The organism is Microbacterium sp. NPDC055988, from assembly GCF_042269505.1.
GTDB lineage: Bacteria > Actinomycetota > Actinomycetes > Actinomycetales > Microbacteriaceae > Microbacterium.
In genome coordinates, this window is the sequence record NZ_JBHJXY010000002.1 from 38,223 (window position 1) to 55,530 (window position 17,308).

Genomic DNA, 17,308 nt, shown 5'->3' on the forward strand with positions numbered 1-17,308 from the left:
CCCGACAGGAGCCTCATGCCGATCCAGCACACCGTCGTCTTCCGTCTGATCCATCCGGCCGGTTCCGCGGAGGAACAGGGGTTCCTGGCGACCGGTCACGCCGTGCTCACGTCGATCCCCGGGGTCGAGGACTTCACGATCCGTCGCCAGGTCAGCGCGAAGAGCGACCTCACACACCAGTTCTCGATGGTGTTCGCCGATCAGAGCGTTTACGACGCCTACGACGCCCATCCGGCGCATCGGGCGTTCGTCGCGGAGCGGTGGCTGCCCGAGGTCGCCGAGTTCCAGGAGTACGACTTCGTGGACTGAGGGTCAGTCGCTCGAGCCGTGTGCGTGCGCCATTCTCCAATGAAACTTGAGGAACCAGATCAGAAGGGGCTGTCGAAGATGTCCTCGCCGTTTTCGCTGATCTGGCAAGCAACGGCAACGATCGGATACCGGCGCCCCTGCGAAAGCAGCGCAAAGACATGGTCCGAGGCGACCTCACCAAAGGCAGCACTGACCGCCGCGACGTCTTCCGCTGTTCCGTGGTCGACGGCCAAGCCCTTCAAGGTGATCGTGGCGACCACCGGACGCGCGGACGACGTCCCTGCGTTGATCCAGATTCAGGGAGTTCTTCGCTCCCGATCGGAGAACACCTCGACTACGACCGCGTCACCAACGACGTCGACGGGTCCCTCCATCACGAGCATCGGTGATCCGGGAAGCAGGTACTTCGCCACCAGTGCTTTCGCGATGAAATCAAGATTGCAAAGCCACTGTCCGTCCGGCAAGTCGTGAACTTTCTGAATGAATATGCTGTAAATGCTTCCGGCACCTGATTCTGCCGAGTTTTCCGGCAGTGCATCCGGAAAACTGCAATTTGCCGCATACACGGGCGCCGAGGGAGGACCGGATTTCCGCCCCCCACCTTCGGGGGAACGCCACCTCACGACCGCACTCGCGACTGGTGATTCGATGCTCTCGATCATGGCCACACTCGAATTCCATCCATGTGTTGATTGATCAACGACAATAGGCTGCTGTCGTCATACCATCCGGGGCCGACACCCTCGAGATTGTCGCCTGTGAAATGGAGTTGGTTAACAACTGATGGCACGTGGACGATTCTCGGTCGCCAAGACGGTTGGCGCCGACAGGAGTGGCCGATGCCGATCCTGTTCCGGCAGGAACCTTTAAGGGGCGTCATCACACGGGTGATCTACGACAGTGACGACCCCAGCAAGTGGCTCCGGTCGGAAGTCATGCCCAAGGGCAGCCCGACCACTCCCGAAGACGGCATGATGGGTGCCGGATTCGTGGAGTCGGTGCTCACCAGGAAACTCAGCTCGTGAGCTCGCGCAACCGCACCAGGCGCTCGTGCCCGGTCTCTTCGAGTTCCGCGATGTCGTCGCGCGACTTGAGGAAATCGGAGAACGAGCGGTAGCCGAGGGCCTTCTCGCTGAACGACGGGTCCATGCGGCGCATGTGCGTCTTCACGGCGGAGCTGTGCAGCCACTCGTCGGCATCGGCCTTGTCGTGGCCGAGACGCAGGGCGCGCTCCAGCAGCTGCGTCGCTTCGCCCTGCTCGTCGAGCTTGGGTTCTTCGACCTTGGGCGCGGCAGCCTTCGACCTTGCCCGGCGCGGGGTCTTGGCCTTGGGGGCATCCGCCGCGTCGGCCGCATCCGGCACCGTCTCCGGCGCGGGCTCCGCGACAGCCTCGGCCTTCGCGGCGACGGCGGCAGCCGCCTTCACCGGGCGCACGACGCCGGGCAGCGAGTCGTACGACTCGAACTCGTCGCAGGCCGCGGCGAGCGACTTGGCCGTCGAGCCGGAGACACCCACGCCGATCACGTAGCGTCCGAGACGCTTGCAGCGCTGCGCGAGCGGCACGTAGTCGCTGTCGCCGGCGACGATCACGACGTGCGTGAGGTCGGGCAGGCGGAACATGTCTTCGACCGCATCCACGGCGAGCCGGATGTCGGCGCCGTTCTTCGCGTAGGCCGCGGCCGGGAAGAGCTGCACGAGGTCGACGGCACGGGCCACGAGCTGCGAGCGATACACGGCGTTGACGGGAGACGACCAGTCGGCGTACGCGCGCGTCAGCACGAGCGTGCCGAAGGACGCGGCGTAGTCGATGATGGCGCCGACCTCGATCATGGCGCGGCTGAGACGCTCGACGACGTCGGGGTCGTTCGGGTTCTCGGTGATCCGCTGCCTGTCTTTGCCGTAGGCGTTGCGCCCGTGCACCCGGTCGTACCAGGAGATGACGATGTTGTCGAAGTCGAGGTAGACGGCGACGCGGGCATCGGTGGCCTCGGCCATGATCAGGCCTCCTCACGGGGGTAGCGGACGCCGATCTGCGCCCTGATCTCGTCGAGCGTGCCCATGATGGCGACGCTCTCGGCGATCGGCAGGATGTCGCCCTCGAGAATGCCTTCGCGCACCAGCCGCTCGGCGGCGAGGGCCTGGTACTGCATGCCACGTCCTTCGATCTCGGACACGTATTCCTCCTGCACGGTGCCGTCCGGGAGGATGACGCGGAACGTCGTGGCGGAGTACCAGACGCGGTCGATGTCGATCCGCGCCTCGGTGCCGATGACGCTGGCCGCGTTCGGGCCGGATGCCCGCGAGGAGGAGAGCGTGGTCGAGATCGCGCCGCCCTCGTGCGTCATGACGGTGGCGACCTCGGAGTCGGCGCCCGTCTCGATCAGACGCCCGACGGCGCGGATGTCGGTGGGAGCGCCCAGGATGTCCCAGACGAAGGAGATCGGGTAGATGCCGAGGTCGAGCAGCGCGCCGCCGCCGAGCTCCAGGGCGTTAAGTCGGTGCGCCGGGTCGGACGGCAGCAGCTGGGTGTGATCGGCGCTCACCGCGCGGATCTCGCCGAGGGTGCCATCGGCGATCAGCTCGCGGATGCGGACCATGTGCGGCAGATACCGCGTCCACATCGCCTCCATCACGAGGAGCCCCTTCTCGGCGGCGAGCGCCTGCAGGTCTTCCGCCTCGGCGCGGTTCAGCGTGAACGCTTTCTCGGCGAGCACGTGCTTGCCGTTCTCGAGAGCGAGCCGCGCGTTCTCGTGGTGCATCGGATGCGGCGTGGAGACGTAGATGATGTCGACGTCGGGGTCGGACACCAGCGCCTCGTACGAGGGATGTGCGTGCGCGATGTCGAAGCGGGCGGCGAACGCATCGGCCGACTCCTGAGAACGCGAGCCCACCGCCACGAGGTCGAGCCCCGCCGTGCGCAGATCGGATGCGAACGCGCCGGCGATGCCGCCGGTCGCAAGGATTCCCCAACGAAGACCAGTCATGGTCTCAGCGTACGGGGTGGGGTGCGCATGACGGACTGTTACACCCGATGACCCCCGGCATCGGTCGCGTGGCCGGCGGTGCGCATGCGCTCCTACCGTGACGAGCATGACCGAACCCCTCATCATCGGCGCCATGGTGCGCACCCTGGGGGCGTACCCCTCGGGCTGGCGGCAGCCCGGCGCGCACCGCGATCCCGCCGCCGACGCCGCCATCCTCCGCCACATCGCCCGCGAGGGGGAGGACGCCGGACTCGACTACCTGTTCTTCGGCGACTGGCTCGCGACCGGCCCCGACCTGGAGTTCCGCGACCCGTACCTGCTGGCGCGCATCGACCCGGTGAGCGCGGTGCTGTTCCTCGCCGGCGTGACCTCGCGCATCGGCCTGATCGCCACGGTCAACACCACCTACGCCGACCCGTACACGACTGCCCGCTCGCTGGCGTCGCTCGACGTGCTCACCGGTGGGCGTGCGGGCGTGAACCTCGTCACGGGCGCCGAGCCGCGCGCGGCGGGCAACCACGGCCGCGACGCACACGCCGACAACGAGACGCGCTACGACCGCGCCGAGGAGTTCGTCGAGGCGCTCCGACGCCTATGGGACTCGTGGGACGAAGACGCCTGGATCGCGGATGCCGCGCGCGGCGTGCTCATCGACCCCCAGGGCCTCCGCGCCGCCGACCTGCAGGGGTCGCAGGTGCGGGTCACCGGTCCGCTCAACGTCGCCCGCCCGCCGCAGGGGCAGATCCCGATCGTGCACGCCGGCACGTCGCCGCGGTCGCGCGCGCTCGCCGCGACCGAGGCCGACCTCGCCCTGACGGCCGCGCCGACGCTCGCCGACGCGATCGCCACCCGCCGCCTGCTGCGGGACATCGCAGCCGAGGCCGGGCGATCTCCGGATGCGGTGAAGGTGATCGCCCCGGTGCTGCCCGTCGTCGCCGATACGGATGCCGACGCGCGCCGCATCGTCGAACGCCTGCTGGCGCTCGTGCCGCTCGCCGAGGGGCACCAGTCCGCCCGAGCGGCCTTTCCGCCGAACCGCACGGTGGCCGCGCTCGCCGACGCGTTCGATGTCGCCGCGGACGACCCGCTGCGCACGGCGGCATTCGACCGTCCTGTGACGGCCGTCGAGGCCGCGCGGCTGGGGGAGCGGGGTGCCGCGCTCATCGAACGCCTCGCCGGTATCGCCGGCCTGCGCGTCTCCGAGTCCGGGAGCGCGAGCGGCGATCCGCTCACCTGGCGGCACCTCGTGGCCGCCAACGCGGTGCCGGCGGCCTTCGTGGTCGGCGATGCCCGCACGATCGCGGATCACTTCGAGACCTGGCGCGATGAAGGGGCGGCGGACGGGTTCAACGTGCTGTCTGCCTTCCAACCCGCCCAGTTCGAGGCGTTCACGCGGCAGGCCGCCCCCGAGCTGCGCCGCCGCGGGCTGCTGCGGGGCGCGACCGAGGGCGCGGGCGAGACGCTTCGCGACCGCCTGCGCATTTCCTCGTATGTCGACGCGTGACCACACGTGTCGTCGCGCGACACCCGGTGTCCGCCGCCTCGCGGCACGGCCACTCCGATTCCTACCGTGAACACATCCCGACACCCGAAGCCCAGGAGACCCTCCGCATGAACCGCCGTCTCATCCGTGCCGCCGCCATCGCGGTCCCGCTCGTCCTCGCGGGCAGCCTCGCCGCCTGCGCCTCCTCGCCTGCGACCGGGAACGCCCCCGCCGAGGGCGGCGACCCCGTCGCCGGCGGCACGCTCACCTACCTCGAGCACCAGGCGTACACGAACCTGTACCCGCCGCAGGCCGGCTTCTACCCGAACGGCGGCATCGTCAACAACATCGCCGCCCGCCTGACCTGGCAGAACCCGGAGACGCTCGAGATCGAGCCGTGGATCGCCTCGGACTGGACCGTGAACGCGGATGCCACCGAGTACACGTTCGACCTGAACCCCGACGTCACGTTCTCGGACGGCACGGTGCTCGATGCCGCGGCCGTCGCGAAGAACTTCGACACGTACGGTCTGGGCGACGCGGACCGCGGCCTCACGGTCTCCGAAGCCATCAACAACTACGCCAGCAGCGAGGTCGTCGACGAGGACACCGTGACGTTCCGCTTCAGCGCACCGTCGCCCGGTTTCCTGCAGGCGACCTCGACCATCAACTCGGGCCTGCTGTCGCCCGAGACGCTCGACGGCACGATCGAGGACTTCGGCGCGGGCAACGCGGCCGAGATCATCGGCTCCGGCCCCTTCACCGTCACGGACGAGAAGCTCGGCACCGAGTACACGCTCACCGCCCGCGACGACTACGACTGGGGGCCGGACAGCGTCGACAACGCCGGCCGCCCCTACCTCGACGCCGTGCATGTGCTCATCACCCCTGAGGACTCGGTGCGCATCGGCTCGCTGCTCGCGGGTCAGGCCGACTATGTCCGCTACGTGCAGGCGTTCGACGAGGACCGTGTCGAAGGTGCCGGCTTCACGCTCTACGCGCCGCAGACCCGCGGCGTGAACAACTCGATCGCCCTGCGCCCCGAGAACCCGCTGCTGGGCGACATCCGCGTGCGCCAGGCGCTCATCGCCGCCGTGGACGCGCAGGAGGTCGTCGACACGCTCTTCACCGAGAACTACCCGGTGGCGACGTCGGTGCTCTCGTCGCAGGCCGTCGGCTACAAGGACGAGTCCGCGCACTACGCCTACGACCCCGACAAGGCCGAGGAGCTCCTCGACGAGGCGGGCTGGGAGCCGGGCGCCGACGGCATCCGCGAGAAGGACGGCGAGCGCCTGTCGATCACGGTCTACGAGGCCAAGCCGCAGCCGCTGTCGAAGCAGACCCTCGAGCTCGTCGCGCAGCAGCTGGCGAAGGTCGGCGTGGAGCTCTCGGTCAAGCCCGGCGACGCCGGCAGCGCGGCCGAAGACACCCGTGATCCGCTGAAGACCGGCTTCTACCACTCGATGGTCGGCCGTGCGGATCTCGACGTCATCAAGAGCCAGTACTTCACGAAGAACCGCGACGTGCTGATCTCGAAGGACGCGAAGCTCGACGAGCTGCTGCTCGCCGTGGCCTCCGAGCCCGACGCCGACAAGCGAATCGCCGCCTCTCAGGCCGTGCAGGACTACATCGCCGAGCAGGCGTACGTGATCCCGCTGTTCGAGGAGCCGCAGGTGTACGGCACCGCGACCTACGTGCACGGCGTCGCCTTCGAGTCGGTGGGGCGGCCGACGTTCTCCGGCGTCTGGCTCGCTGAGCACTGAGAGCGCCGGTGACACGATGAGCTTCGTCCTCCGACGAGCCGGGCAGGCCGCGATCGTTCTGATCGCGGCCTTCACGGCCACCTTCTTCCTGCTGCAGCTGCTGCCGGGCGATGCGATCCTGATCAAGTTCTCCGACCCCAGCCTCGGGCTGTCGCCGGACCAGCTCGACAGCATCCGCGCCACCTACGGCGCAGACCTGCCGTGGTGGGAGCAGTACGTGCACGCGGGCCTCGGCTTCCTCGCCGGGGACTTCGGGTTCTCGACCCAGTTCGGCACTCCGGTGCTGACGATGCTGGGCGAAGCCCTCCCCGCGACCCTGCTGCTCGCGTCGCTCGGACTCGTCGTGGCACTGATCCTCGCCGTCCTCATCGCCGGGCTCTCCTCCCTCGCCCCGTTCGCGTGGCTGCGCGACGGGCTGCGCCAGGTGCCGGGGCTGTTCGTGGCGGTGCCGGTCTTCTGGCTCGGCATCCTGCTCATCCAGGTGTTCTCGTTCGGGCTCGGCTGGGTACCGATCGTCGGGGCCGACCCGGTGGCCGGACTCGTCCTGCCGGTGCTGACCCTGGCAGTGCCGATCTCGGCTCCGCTCGCACAGGTGCTGGTGCGTTCGATCGACCAGGTGCAGGCGCAGCCGTTCGTCACGGTGGTGCGGGCGAAGGGCGCCCCGCCGCTGTGGGTGCTCACCCGCTCGGTTGCCCGCAACGCCGCCGTGCCGACCCTGACCATCGCCGGTGTGCTGTTCGGCGAGCTCGTCGGCGGGGCCGTGGTGACCGAGACGGTCTTCGGCCGCACGGGCATCGGCCGCCTCACCGAGCAGGCCGTGGCGAACCAGGACATCCCGGTGCTGCAGGGTGTCGTGCTGCTCTCGGCCCTCGGCTTCGTGATCATCAGCTTCGCGGTCGACCTCGTGACCCCGCTCATCGATCCCCGCCAACGCACCGTCGCCCGCGCGTCGACGCGGCGCACACTCCAGGAGGCGACCGCATGACCGCTCCCGTGATCATCGACCCCGTGGTGGGTGCTGACCCGGCCGCGCCGACGCGGCCGGCGGGGTCTCAGCCCGAACCCACGCCCCGACGACGGTTGCGCGGGCGCGCCTGGGGCCTCTACCTCGCCTTCGCCGTCGTCACGGTCGCCGTGCTCTGGGCCGTCATCCCGGGGGTGTTCGCTCCGGGCGACCCGCTCACCGGCGTCCCGGCCGACAAGCTGCTGCCGCCGAGTGCCGCGCACTGGTTCGGCACCGACACCCTCGGCCGCGACCTGTTCGGCCGGGTCGTGCACGGCGCGGTGCACTCGCTCTCGGGAGCGCTCATCGCCGTCACGGTCGGCCTCGCGCTCGGCACGCTGATCGGTGCGATCGCCGGGGCCGTCGGCGGTGTGGTCGACGATGTGCTGATGCGGGTCGTCGACGTGCTGCTCGCGATCCCCGGGCTGCTCCTGGCCCTCACCGTCATCATCCTGCTCGGCTTCGGCACCGTGAACGCCGCGATCGCCGTAGGTCTCGGCAGCGTCGCCGCGTTCGCCCGGCTGATGCGCGCGGAGGTCGCCCGCGTGCGACGCACCGAGTACGTCGAAGCCGCCTTCGGCAGCGGCGGCACGTTCTTCACGGTGCTGCGCCGGCACGTCCTGCCGAACTCGCTGACCCCGATCGTCGCGCTCGCCGCCCTGCAGTTCGGCACCGCGATCCTCGCGATCTCGACACTCGGATTCCTCGGGTACGGGGCGCCGCCGCCCACGCCGGAGTGGGGCCTGCTGATCGCCGACGGCCGCAACTACGTGGGAACCGCGTGGTGGCTCACGGCCCTCCCCGGTCTCGTGGTCGTCATCGTCGTCCTCAGCGCCAACAGGATCAGCCACCGCATCGGAAGGAGCGCGAAGTGAGTGCCGTGATCAGCGCCACCGACCTGCGGATCTCGTACGCCGGGAAGCAGGTCGTGCACGGCGTCTCGTTCGAGATCGCCGAGGGCGAGACCCTGGCGCTCGTGGGGGAGTCCGGTTCCGGCAAGTCGACCACCGCGCACGCTCTGCTGGGGCTGCTGCCCGAGGGCGGGCGCGTCGACGGCGGACGCGTGCTCCTGGGCGACCTCGACATCTCGGGCTGGTCCGACCGTGCGCTGCGCGGCATCCGCGGTCCCGAGATCGGCCTCGTGCCGCAGGATCCGACCACCTCGCTCGATCCCGTGCGCACGATCGGCGCGCAGGTCGAGGAGATCCTGCGCCTGCACGGTCACCGGGATCGACGGTCGCGGCGTGCACGCGCCATCGAGCTGCTCGACCGCGTCGGCATCGACGACCCCGACCTGCGGGCGCGCCAGTATCCGCACGAACTCTCCGGCGGTATGCGCCAGCGCGTGCTCATCGCCACCGCGATCGCCCTGCGGCCCCGGCTGCTGATCGCCGACGAGCCGACCAGCGCCCTCGACGCCACGGTGCAGCGCAAGGTGCTCGACCTGCTCGACGAGCTGCAGCGCGAGGAGGGCACCAGCATCCTCCTCGTGACCCACGATCTCGGCGTCGCGGCCGACCGGGCCGAGCGGCTCGTCGTGCTCAAAGACGGGCGGATCGTCGAGCAGGGCTCCAGCGAGGCGGTGCTCGCGGCGCCGTTCGACCCGTACACGAAGCAACTGCTCGCCGACGCTCCGGCTTTCGCGACCGGTTTCCGTCGCCCCGACGCCCCGCCGTTCCTCCGGGATGCCGCCGCCGTCGCCGCCGAGAACCCCTGGGCGATCGTCGCCGACGGACTCGTGAAGGAGTTCCGCGTGGCCGGGCGCGAGCGCTTCCGTGCCGTCGACGACGTGTCGTTCCGGGTGCGCAAGGGCACCACACACGCTCTCGTGGGGGAGTCGGGCTCGGGCAAGACCACGACGGCGCGGCTCGTCACCCGCTTCCACCAGCCGGATGCCGGCACCATCGAGGTCGATGGCGACGACGTGACCCACGCGAAGCGCGAGCAGCTGCGGGTGCTCCGCCGCCGCATCCAGCTCGTCTACCAGAACCCGTTCGCATCGCTCGACCCGCGCCAGCAGATCGCGGACATCGTGGCCGAGCCGCTGGTGAACTTCGGCGTCGGGAACCGCGCCGAGCGGCGGGAGCGTGCACTCGCCCTCATCGATCGGGTGTCGCTCCCCGCCGATGTCGCACGGCGCACTCCGCGCGAGCTCTCGGGCGGTCAGCGGCAGCGCGTCGCGATCGCCCGCGCGCTCGCGATCGACCCGGACATCGTGGTGCTCGACGAAGCGGTGTCGGCACTCGACGTCACGGTGCAGGCCCGCATCCTCGAGCTGCTCACCTCGCTGCAGGCCGAGCTCGGGCTCACCTACCTGTTCATCTCGCACGACCTCGCGGTGGTGCGGCGGATCAGCCACACGGTCTCGGTGATGCGCCGCGGCCGGATCGTCGAGGAGGGGCAGACGGAAGACCTCTTCCGCGACCCGCAGCACGACTACACCCGGGAGCTGCTCGCCGCAGTGCCCGGAACCAGAGAAGTCTCCGGCACCAGAGAGGTACCCGCATGACCGCACCCACCGTCGCCTTCTTCACCCGACTGCTCGACGATGCCGCGCCCGCCGAGCGCTACGCGTTCGCGACCGCGCAGATCCAGCAGGCCGAGCGCCACGGCATCGGACGGGCCTGGGTCGCGCAGCACCACTTCCACGCGGCCGAGGGTGGGCTGCCCTCGCCGCTGGTGTTCCTCGCGCACGTCGCGGCCGTGACCTCGACCATCCGCCTCGGCACGGGAGTGATCACGCTGCCGCTGGAGGATCCGGTGCGGGTGGCGGAGGATGCCGTGGTCGCCGATCTGCTCTCCGGGGGGCGCGTGGATCTGGGACTCGGCAGCGGCGGCACCCCGTCGTCGTTCGTGCCGTTCGGGGAGGACGTGCGCGACAAGGCGCCGACCTACGACCGGAAGCTGCGGACCCTGCTCGACGGTCTGGCCGGGCGTGACGTCGGTGCGGGCAACACCCTCTACCCGGATGCCGGGGACCTCGCCGACCGCGTGTGGCAGGCGACGTTCTCGGCTCCGGGTGGGCATCGCGCCGGCATCCACGGGCACGGTCTGCTGCTCTCGCGCACGCAGCCGCGCAGCGCCGACCGGCTGCACGCACCGCTCTCCGCACTGCAGGATCCGATCATCGACGCCTACCTCGACGCGCTGCCGGAGGGGGTGGCGCCGCGCATCACCGCCTCGCGCACCGTGTTCGTCGCCGACGACCGCGCCGAGGCGCTGCGCTTCGCCGAGGTCGGTCTGCGCCGGGCGGCCGAGGGCTTCCGCCGTCAGGGCCAGACGATCCCCGGAGATAGCATCGACGAGCTGATCGCCGCGCTCGACACGCACCTGGGCACGCCCGAGCAGGTGGCGGAATCGCTCGCCGCCGACACCACTCTCGCCCGGGCGACCGAGGTCGCCTTCCAGGTGCACTCGGTCGACGCCCCGCACGAGCACGTGCTGCGTTCGATCGCGCTCTTCGCCGACGACGTCGCCCCGGCCCTCGGCTACGCGCTCACCCCGACACCCGACCGCATCAGTACCGACCAGAACCTCACCCTCAAGGAGAACGCATGACCGACGACATCGTGGATCGGATCGCGGAGGTGACGCCGGAGCTGGATGCCCTGCGCCGCCGCCGTCCGGTGACCAGAGAGCAGCTGCAGGCGAGCTTCGACGCCCTCTTCCGTCCGGTGAGCGTTGAGCACGTGTCGCAGGCCGAACGCGAGCTCGTGGCTGCCTTCGCCACAGGTCTCGCCGGTGCCGACGACCCGACCGCCGCGTTCTACGCCGCGCGTGCGCAGGCGGCCGACCCGCAGCCGGCCACCGTCGTTCTTGCGGAGGCCGCTGCGGCGGCGACCCAGGGACCGTTCGGCACCTACACCGAGCTGGGGTTGCAGGCCGAGAACACCGATGGCGTGCGTTACGTGCCGTCCGACGCCGTCATCGCGAGCGTGGGTGAGCGTCTCGCCGCCGCTCTCGCCCACACGCACCTGCTGGTGTTCCGCCCCCGCGAGGCTTCGGGCGCCGACCTCGGTCGCCTGCTCGACGCGGGCTGGTCGGCGGACGGCATCGTGACGCTGTCGCAGTTGGTGTCGTTCCTCGCCTTCCAGCAGCGCGTCGTCACGGGACTCCGTGTGCTCACCGCTGTGGGCTTGACCGCCGAAAACTCCGAGGAGGAGGCCGCATGACCGCCGAACAGAGCGTGCTGCAGCACGACGACGCTCCGCACCCGCACGCGTTCACCCGGGGTGAGGTCGGCTGGGTTCCGCACCTCGAGCCCCTCGCCGAGAACGAGCTGACCGAGCGTCACTACGACGGTCTCGTCGACGCCGCTCGTGCGAAGAACGACTACTTCCGCCTGCTGGCCCGCGACCCCGAGGTGCTGAAGGCCCGCACGCTGGTCGACAAGGACATCTTCTACAACGCCGCGGAGGGTCTGCCGCGCGCCGACCGGGAGCTGGCCGCGACCGCGGCCTCCCGCCGCAACGGCTGCGTGTTCTGCGCCTCGGTGCACTCGCGCTTCGCCGCGCACCACAGCAAGCGTGTCGACGACGTCGACCTGCTCCTCGACGAGGGTGTGGACGCCGACCTCGGCGAGCGCTGGAACGCGATCGTCGCGGCATCCGTCGCCCTGACCGACACCCCGAACGCGTTCGGCGAGGACGAGATCGTGCGGCTGCGGGCCGCCGGACTCGACGACCTGGAGATCTCGGACCTCATCCACGGCGCCGCGTTCTTCAACTGGGCGAACCGGCTGATGCTGTCGATCGGACGGCCGGTGGCCCCGGCCTGATCGACCTCTAGGGTCCCGCTGTCAGGGGACCAGGATGATCTTGCCCGAGGCGGCGCCGGACTCCATGAGCTCATGGGCCTGCGCCGCCTCGGTCAGCGGCAGCTGGGGGCCGAGCTCGATCACGAAGTCGCCGGTGTCGAGGAGGGCGATCGTCTCGGGCAGCGCCTCGGCGCGCCAGGCGAGCTCCTCCTCGGTCAGGGGCACGGGCGAGCCGCCGGAGAAGGCACGGATGCCGAAGGATGCGGCATCCGGTCCGCGCACGATCGTCGCGATCCGGTCGCGGTCGGAGACGAGGGCGAGCGAGGTCTCGATGGCCTCGTCGGTGCCGGCGCAGTCCAGCGCCACGGTGACGGCCTCGGGGGCGGCGTCGCGCACGCGGTCGAGCAGCCCGTCGCCGTAGGCAACGGGGATCGCGCCGAGCTCGCGCAGCTGGTCGTGGCGGGCGGGGCTCGCCGTCGCGATCACGGTCGCGCCCCAGGCCACGGCGAACTGCACTGCGGCCTGTCCGACGGAGCCGGAGCCGCCGTGCACGAGCAGCACGTCGCCCTCGGTCACCCCGAGCGAGCGCAGCGCCTGGTAGGCGGTGCCCGCGGGGATACCGATCGCCGCGCCCTCGGCGGTGGTGACCGAGTCGGGGAGCTTCGCGAGCTTCTCGGTCGAGATGGCGAGCGCCGACGCATAGGTGCCGTGGCCGTCGCGGATCGCCACGCGGTCGCCGACGGCGAAATCATCGACGCCCTCGCCGAGCAGCTCGATGACGCCCGCCCCATCGAAGCCGACCGGACGCGGTTCTGTGATCGGGGGCGACGGCCGCTTGCCGCTGCGCAGCTTGGCGTCGATGGGATTCGCCCCCGCCGCCTCGATGCGCACCACGACCTCGCCGCGGGCCGCGACGGGATCGGGGATCTCCATCAGGTGCAGGACATCGGGGGAGCCGAGCTCGGTGTAGACGATCGCGCGTGCCATGGATTAAGGCTACCCGCGCCGCACGCCCGCCGTCGCGGATCAGCGCCCGGACAGCACCTTCATGATCCGCTGCGGCGACACCGGCTGCGCGGTGCCGAGACGCTGCGCGAACACGCTGACGCGGTACTCCTCCAGCAGCCAGCGCACCTCGACGAGCGCGGGGGGAGCGTCGCGGGTGAGGGGGATCGTGCCCCCGGCATCCTCGAACGCCTTCGCCATCCGCTCGTACTCGGTCATGCGCGCGCGGTCCTTGCCCGGTTCGCTCCCGAGCGTCTTCAGCCGGTCGAGCATGGCTTCGAGGTACCGCGGGAAGTGGGCGAGACGGTCGACGCCGGCCGCCGAGACGAAGCCCGGATGCAGCAGCCCGCTCAGCTGCGTGCGGATGTCGTTCAGCGGGCCGAGCAGCGCCAGCGAGTTCTGCGACTTGATGCCGCGTTCGACGTCGCGGGACTTCGTGAGGATGCGGGCGACCAGCGAGACGCAGGCGAAGAGCTGATCGACCAGGACGGCCGAGACCGCATCGCGCACCCGCCCGAAGTCCGCTTCGCTGCGTACGATGCCGCCCGGCGCCGCCTGCTCGATGACCTGCCGCGCCACGGCCGCGCGGCAGTCCTCGATGAGGGCGGCGGCGGACTGGTAGGGCGAGGCGGCGAGCGCGAGCTTCTCCTGGCTCGTCAGGTGCTCCTGCACGTACGAGGAGGGGGAGGGGACGCCCAGCAGCACGAGCCGCAGCACGCCGTCGCGGGTGGCGGCGACCGCGGCATCCGGGGTCGACTCGACCCGCACCGACACGCTCTTGCCCTGATCGACGATCGCCGGGTAGCCGCGCACGACGCCGCCGGCGACGCGGGTGTCGAGCACCTCGGGCAGGTCTCCGAAGGTCCAGGCCGTGAGGCCGGTCTGCTCCAATTGCGGGCGCTTCGGCGCGCTCAGAGCCCCCGGCTGCACGGGCCCCGACTTCGGTGGCGCGGCGATCGAGCGGGCCACGCTGCTGCGCGCACGGTCGGACAGCTGCGTCTGCAGTGCCCGCAGGTCACGCCCGGACCCGACCACCCGACCGCGCTCATCGACCGCGCGGAAGTTCATGCGCAGGTGCGGCGGCACGCGGTCGTCGTCGAAGTCGGCGGCGGACACGAGCTGGTTGGCGAGCGGCTGGATGAGTCGGGCCAGCGCCTCCTTGAGCGTGCGCGGCGGCAGGCCGCCGTGCGATTCGGGCCCTTGCTCGGCCAGCTCGGCCCCGAACTTCTCGGCCCAGTCCGCGGCGGGGACGACGTGGCGGCGGATGGCCTTGGGCAGGGCGCGCAGCAGACCCGTCACGAGCTCGGCGCGCAGGCCCGGCACCTGCCAGTCGAATCCGCGATCCTCGAGCTGCGCGAGCAGGGGCAGCGGCACGACCACGCTGACACCGTCGTCGTCGGCACCCGGCTCGAACCGGTACGCCAGCCCCAGCACCTGGTCGCCCTGCGTCCACCGTGTCGGGAACTCACGCTGGTCCGCGCGCTCCTCGTCGTCGATCAGGTCGCTCTCGCGCATGACGAGCAGCTTCGGCGTCGTCGCCATGGCCTCGCGCCACCAGCTCTCGAAGGAGCGCACGTCGAACACGTCGGCGGGGATGCGCTCGTCGTAGAACCGGAACACGGCCTCGTCGCCGGCGAGGATGTCGCGGCGGCGCTCGCGCTCCTCCAGCTTCTCGAGGCGCTTGCGCAGCTCGGCATTGCTGCGCCAGAACGCGCTCACCCGCTTGTCGATCCGCGTCGGATCCCACTCGCCCTCCACGAGCGCATGGCGCACGAAGAGCTCGCGCGAGGCCGCCCGGTCGATGCGCGCGAACTGCACGCGGCGACGCGGGATGATCTCGAGCCCGAACAGTGTCACCTTCTCGAACGCGACGGCGGCACCGGCATCCTTCGACCAGTGCGGCTCGGTCACCTGCCGCTTCGCGAGGTCGCCGGCGAGGGACTCGGCCCAGGCCGGATCGATCGCGGCGACCGTGCGCGCGAACGTGCGGGAGGTCTCGACGATCTCGGCCGCGATCACCGCCTGCGGGCTCTTCTTGCGCAGGCCCGAGCCGGGGAAGATCGAGAAGCGGATGCCGCGGGCGCCCCGGTACTCCGCGATGCGGCGGCCCTTCGGCTCCTTCGACGGCGAGTGCGACTTGCCGGCAGGGGCGGTGCGCTCGTCGAGGATGCCGATCTGCGAGAGCAGGCCGGCCAGCAGGGCGCGATGGATGGCGTCGGGGTCGCTCACGCCGCCGGCGTCGCCCTCGCGGCCAGAGGTCTTCACGAGCGTGCGCAGCTGGCGGTGCACGTCGAACCACTCGCGCACCCGCACGTAGTTCAGGTGCTCGGAGCGGCACAGCCGGCGGAACGCACTCGATCCGAGCTCGCGCTGCTGTTCGCGCAGATGGTTCCAGAGGTTCAGCAGGGTCAGGAAGTCGCTGGTCGGGTCGACGAAGCGGGCGTGCAGGCGGTCGGCCTCCTCGCGGCGCTCCTCCGGCCGCTCCCGCACATCCTGGATCGTCATGCCCGACACGATCGCGAGCACATCGCGCGTCACCGACGAGTGGGTCCCTGAGCCTCCGCCCTGGGTCCCTGAGCCCGTCGAAGGGCGCCCCGCCTCGATCAGCATCCGCGCGAACCGCGGGTCGATCGGCATCCGCGCGATGTCGCGGCCGGTGCGGGTGAGGTGCGGGGATCCTTGATCCGGTCCCTGAGCCGGCCGAAGGGCGACCGCACCGAGCTCGGTGAGCAGGTCGAACGCGGCCTTCACCCCTCGCGAGTCGGGCGGGGTGAGGAACGGGAACGCGGTGATGTCGCCGAAGCCGAGCGACAGCATCTGCAGGATGACGGAGGCGAGCGAAGTGCGAAGGATCTCGGGCTCGGTGTACTCCGGGCGCCGGTCGTAATCCTCCTCCGAGTAGAGGCGGATCGCGATGCCGTCGCTGGTGCGGCCCGCGCGCCCGGAGCGCTGGTTCGCCGACGCCTGCGAGACCGCCTCTATCGGCAGCCGCTGCACCTTGGAGCGATTGCTGTAGCGGGAGATGCGCGCGGTGCCGGTGTCGATCACGTACTTGATGCCGGGAACCGTGAGGCTCGTCTCGGCGACGTTGGTGGCGAGGATGACGCGGCGGCGCACGCCCGCCACCCGGCTGCGCTCGAACACGCGGTGCTGATCGGCGGCGGAGAGGCGTCCGAACAGCGGCAGCACCTCGGTGGGGGCGCGGCCGTTCGCGTAGGCGCCCCGCACGGCGTCGGCCGCGTCCCGGATCTCGGCCTCGCCGGGGAGGAACACGAGCACGTCTCCCGGTGCCTCGCGGTCGAGCTCCCGGAGGGCGGCGACGATCGCCGACACCTCGTCCTCCGGTTCGGCCGGTGCGCTCTCGTCGTCCGCATCCTCGACCGGACCGCGGTAGCGGATCTCCACGGGGTAGGTGCGGCCCGAGACCTCGATGATCGGCGCCGGTGTGCCGTCCGGGGCGGCGAAGTGTTTCGCGAAGCTCTCCGGATCGATCGTGGCCGAGGTGATGATCACCTTGAGGTCGGGACGCTCCGGCAGGATGCGGGCCAGGTAGCCGAGCAGGAAGTCGACGTTGAGGGAGCGCTCGTGCGCCTCGTCGATGATGATCGTGTCGTAGCGCGTGAGCAGTCGATCGCGGTGGATCTCGTTGAGGAGGATGCCGTCGGTCATCAGAGCGATGCGGGTGGCATCGGAGACCTTGTCGGTGAAGCGCACCTTGTAGCCGACGAGCGTGCCCAGCTCGACCTGGAGCTCTTCCGCGACCCGCTCGGCGATGGTCCGCGCGGCGAGGCGGCGCGGCTGGGTGTGCGCGATGCGCTCCCGCCCCAGCTCGAGCGCGATCTTCGGCAGCTGGGTCGTCTTCCCCGAGCCCGTGGCGCCCGCGACGATCACGACCTGGTGGTCGCGGATGGCGTCGCCGATCTCGCCCCTGGCAGCGCTGACGGGCAGCTCCGGGGGATAGGAGATCACGGGGGAGGACATAGCCCTCCATCGTATGACGGGAAT

The 17,308-nt window shown here is 70.6% G+C and carries 16 protein-coding genes; 10 read left to right on the forward strand and 6 right to left on the reverse strand.

Going from position 1 to position 17,308, the window contains the following annotated elements; genetic code table 11:
* Positions 1-15 precede the first annotated feature (15 nt).
* On the forward strand, positions 16-309 hold the full coding sequence (locus ACFC14_RS17350; protein WP_376107385.1) for a Dabb family protein: 294 nt from the start codon (positions 16-18) through the stop codon (positions 307-309).
* A gap of 59 nt (positions 310-368) precedes the next feature.
* On the opposite strand, the gene ACFC14_RS17355 is transcribed toward ACFC14_RS17350, so the two are convergent.
* The gene (locus ACFC14_RS17355) at positions 369-569 is read right to left on the reverse strand and encodes a hypothetical protein (RefSeq protein ID WP_376107388.1); all 201 of its coding nucleotides are present in this window, start codon (positions 567-569) and stop codon (positions 369-371) included.
* A 36-nt stretch (positions 570-605) separates the two neighbouring features.
* A complete protein-coding gene (locus ACFC14_RS17360; protein ID WP_136040466.1) occupies positions 606-971 on the reverse strand; it encodes a hypothetical protein in 366 nt (121 codons plus the stop codon).
* Positions 972-1,148: 177 nt separating this feature from the next.
* Here ACFC14_RS17360 and ACFC14_RS17365 point away from each other — a divergent pair, with 177 nt between their 5' ends.
* Positions 1,149-1,334, forward strand: a complete 186-nt coding sequence (locus tag ACFC14_RS17365; protein WP_376107391.1) for a hypothetical protein — start codon at positions 1,149-1,151, stop codon at positions 1,332-1,334.
* Here the strand turns inward: ACFC14_RS17365 and ACFC14_RS17370 are convergent.
* Together ACFC14_RS17370 and ACFC14_RS17375 are read right to left on the reverse strand one after the other, a co-directional pair.
* A complete protein-coding gene (locus ACFC14_RS17370) occupies positions 1,324-2,304 on the reverse strand; it encodes an NYN domain-containing protein (RefSeq protein ID WP_376107394.1) in 981 nt (326 codons plus the stop codon). The genes ACFC14_RS17365 and ACFC14_RS17370 overlap by 11 nt on opposite strands.
* A 2-nt stretch (positions 2,305-2,306) precedes the next feature.
* The gene (locus tag ACFC14_RS17375) at positions 2,307-3,293 is read right to left on the reverse strand and encodes a Gfo/Idh/MocA family protein (protein ID WP_376107397.1); all 987 of its coding nucleotides are present in this window, start codon (positions 3,291-3,293) and stop codon (positions 2,307-2,309) included.
* A gap of 106 nt (positions 3,294-3,399) precedes the next feature.
* On the opposite strand from ACFC14_RS17375, the gene ACFC14_RS17380 reads away from it, so the two are divergent.
* The 8 genes from ACFC14_RS17380 to ACFC14_RS17415 all read left to right on the forward strand — a co-directional run bounded on the left by ACFC14_RS17380 (position 3,400) and on the right by ACFC14_RS17415 (position 12,319).
* On the forward strand, positions 3,400-4,797 hold the full coding sequence (locus tag ACFC14_RS17380; protein WP_376107400.1) for an NtaA/DmoA family FMN-dependent monooxygenase: 1,398 nt from the start codon (positions 3,400-3,402) through the stop codon (positions 4,795-4,797).
* A gap of 107 nt (positions 4,798-4,904) precedes the next feature.
* The gene (locus ACFC14_RS17385; protein ID WP_376107932.1) at positions 4,905-6,539 is read left to right on the forward strand and encodes a TIGR04028 family ABC transporter substrate-binding protein; all 1,635 of its coding nucleotides are present in this window, start codon (positions 4,905-4,907) and stop codon (positions 6,537-6,539) included.
* A 16-nt stretch (positions 6,540-6,555) separates the two neighbouring features.
* Positions 6,556-7,524 carry an ABC transporter permease gene (locus ACFC14_RS17390; protein ID WP_376107403.1) on the forward strand — a complete coding sequence of 323 codons (969 nt, stop codon included), beginning with the start codon at positions 6,556-6,558 and terminating at the stop codon, positions 7,522-7,524.
* The gene (locus tag ACFC14_RS17395) at positions 7,521-8,417 is read left to right on the forward strand and encodes an ABC transporter permease (RefSeq protein ID WP_376107406.1); all 897 of its coding nucleotides are present in this window, start codon (positions 7,521-7,523) and stop codon (positions 8,415-8,417) included. Before ACFC14_RS17390 ends, ACFC14_RS17395 begins: the two co-directional genes overlap by 4 nt.
* Entirely contained in the window at positions 8,414-10,051 is a 1,638-nt protein-coding gene (locus ACFC14_RS17400; RefSeq protein ID WP_376107409.1) for a dipeptide ABC transporter ATP-binding protein, read from the forward strand. The genes ACFC14_RS17395 and ACFC14_RS17400 overlap by 4 nt, the downstream gene beginning before the upstream one ends.
* Complete coding sequence (locus tag ACFC14_RS17405) at positions 10,048-11,100, forward strand: putative FMN-dependent luciferase-like monooxygenase (protein WP_376107412.1); 1,053 nt, start codon at positions 10,048-10,050, stop codon at positions 11,098-11,100. Before ACFC14_RS17400 ends, ACFC14_RS17405 begins: the two co-directional genes overlap by 4 nt.
* Positions 11,097-11,714, forward strand: a complete 618-nt coding sequence (locus ACFC14_RS17410) for a CMD domain protein (RefSeq protein ID WP_376107415.1) — start codon at positions 11,097-11,099, stop codon at positions 11,712-11,714. Before ACFC14_RS17405 ends, ACFC14_RS17410 begins: the two co-directional genes overlap by 4 nt.
* On the forward strand, positions 11,711-12,319 hold the full coding sequence (locus ACFC14_RS17415) for an alkylhydroperoxidase domain protein (protein WP_376107418.1): 609 nt from the start codon (positions 11,711-11,713) through the stop codon (positions 12,317-12,319). The genes ACFC14_RS17410 and ACFC14_RS17415 overlap by 4 nt, the downstream gene beginning before the upstream one ends.
* Before the next feature lie 21 nt (positions 12,320-12,340).
* Here the strand turns inward: ACFC14_RS17415 and ACFC14_RS17420 are convergent, their stop codons facing one another.
* Both ACFC14_RS17420 and hrpA read right to left on the reverse strand, forming a co-directional pair.
* On the reverse strand, positions 12,341-13,285 hold the full coding sequence (locus ACFC14_RS17420; protein WP_376107420.1) for a zinc-binding alcohol dehydrogenase family protein: 945 nt from the start codon (positions 13,283-13,285) through the stop codon (positions 12,341-12,343).
* A gap of 39 nt (positions 13,286-13,324) precedes the next feature.
* Positions 13,325-17,299, reverse strand: coding sequence for an ATP-dependent RNA helicase HrpA (hrpA, locus tag ACFC14_RS17425; protein ID WP_376107934.1), 3,975 nt, complete (start codon positions 17,297-17,299; stop codon positions 13,325-13,327).
* Between the last annotated feature and the right edge of the window lie 9 nt (positions 17,300-17,308).

What these genes read in the sequence shown, in the direction of transcription:
- ACFC14_RS17395 (WP_376107406.1), top strand. Translation starts at nt 7,521, where the DNA reads ATGACCGCTCCCGTGATCATCGACCCCGTGGTGGGTGCTGACCCGGCC.
- ACFC14_RS17420 (WP_376107420.1), bottom strand. Translation starts at nt 13,285, where the DNA reads ATGGCACGCGCGATCGTCTACACCGAGCTCGGCTCCCCCGATGTCCTG.
- ACFC14_RS17405 (WP_376107412.1), top strand. Translation starts at nt 10,048, where the DNA reads ATGACCGCACCCACCGTCGCCTTCTTCACCCGACTGCTCGACGATGCC.
- ACFC14_RS17390 (WP_376107403.1), top strand. Translation starts at nt 6,556, where the DNA reads ATGAGCTTCGTCCTCCGACGAGCCGGGCAGGCCGCGATCGTTCTGATC.
- ACFC14_RS17380 (WP_376107400.1), top strand. Translation starts at nt 3,400, where the DNA reads ATGACCGAACCCCTCATCATCGGCGCCATGGTGCGCACCCTGGGGGCG.
- ACFC14_RS17375 (WP_376107397.1), bottom strand. Translation starts at nt 3,293, where the DNA reads ATGACTGGTCTTCGTTGGGGAATCCTTGCGACCGGCGGCATCGCCGGC.
- ACFC14_RS17385 (WP_376107932.1), top strand. Translation starts at nt 4,905, where the DNA reads ATGAACCGCCGTCTCATCCGTGCCGCCGCCATCGCGGTCCCGCTCGTC.
- ACFC14_RS17370 (WP_376107394.1), bottom strand. Translation starts at nt 2,304, where the DNA reads ATGGCCGAGGCCACCGATGCCCGCGTCGCCGTCTACCTCGACTTCGAC.
- ACFC14_RS17365 (WP_376107391.1), top strand. Translation starts at nt 1,149, where the DNA reads ATGCCGATCCTGTTCCGGCAGGAACCTTTAAGGGGCGTCATCACACGG.
- ACFC14_RS17410 (WP_376107415.1), top strand. Translation starts at nt 11,097, where the DNA reads ATGACCGACGACATCGTGGATCGGATCGCGGAGGTGACGCCGGAGCTG.
- ACFC14_RS17415 (WP_376107418.1), top strand. Translation starts at nt 11,711, where the DNA reads ATGACCGCCGAACAGAGCGTGCTGCAGCACGACGACGCTCCGCACCCG.
- ACFC14_RS17360 (WP_136040466.1), bottom strand. Translation starts at nt 971, where the DNA reads ATGATCGAGAGCATCGAATCACCAGTCGCGAGTGCGGTCGTGAGGTGG.
- ACFC14_RS17350 (WP_376107385.1), top strand. Translation starts at nt 16, where the DNA reads ATGCCGATCCAGCACACCGTCGTCTTCCGTCTGATCCATCCGGCCGGT.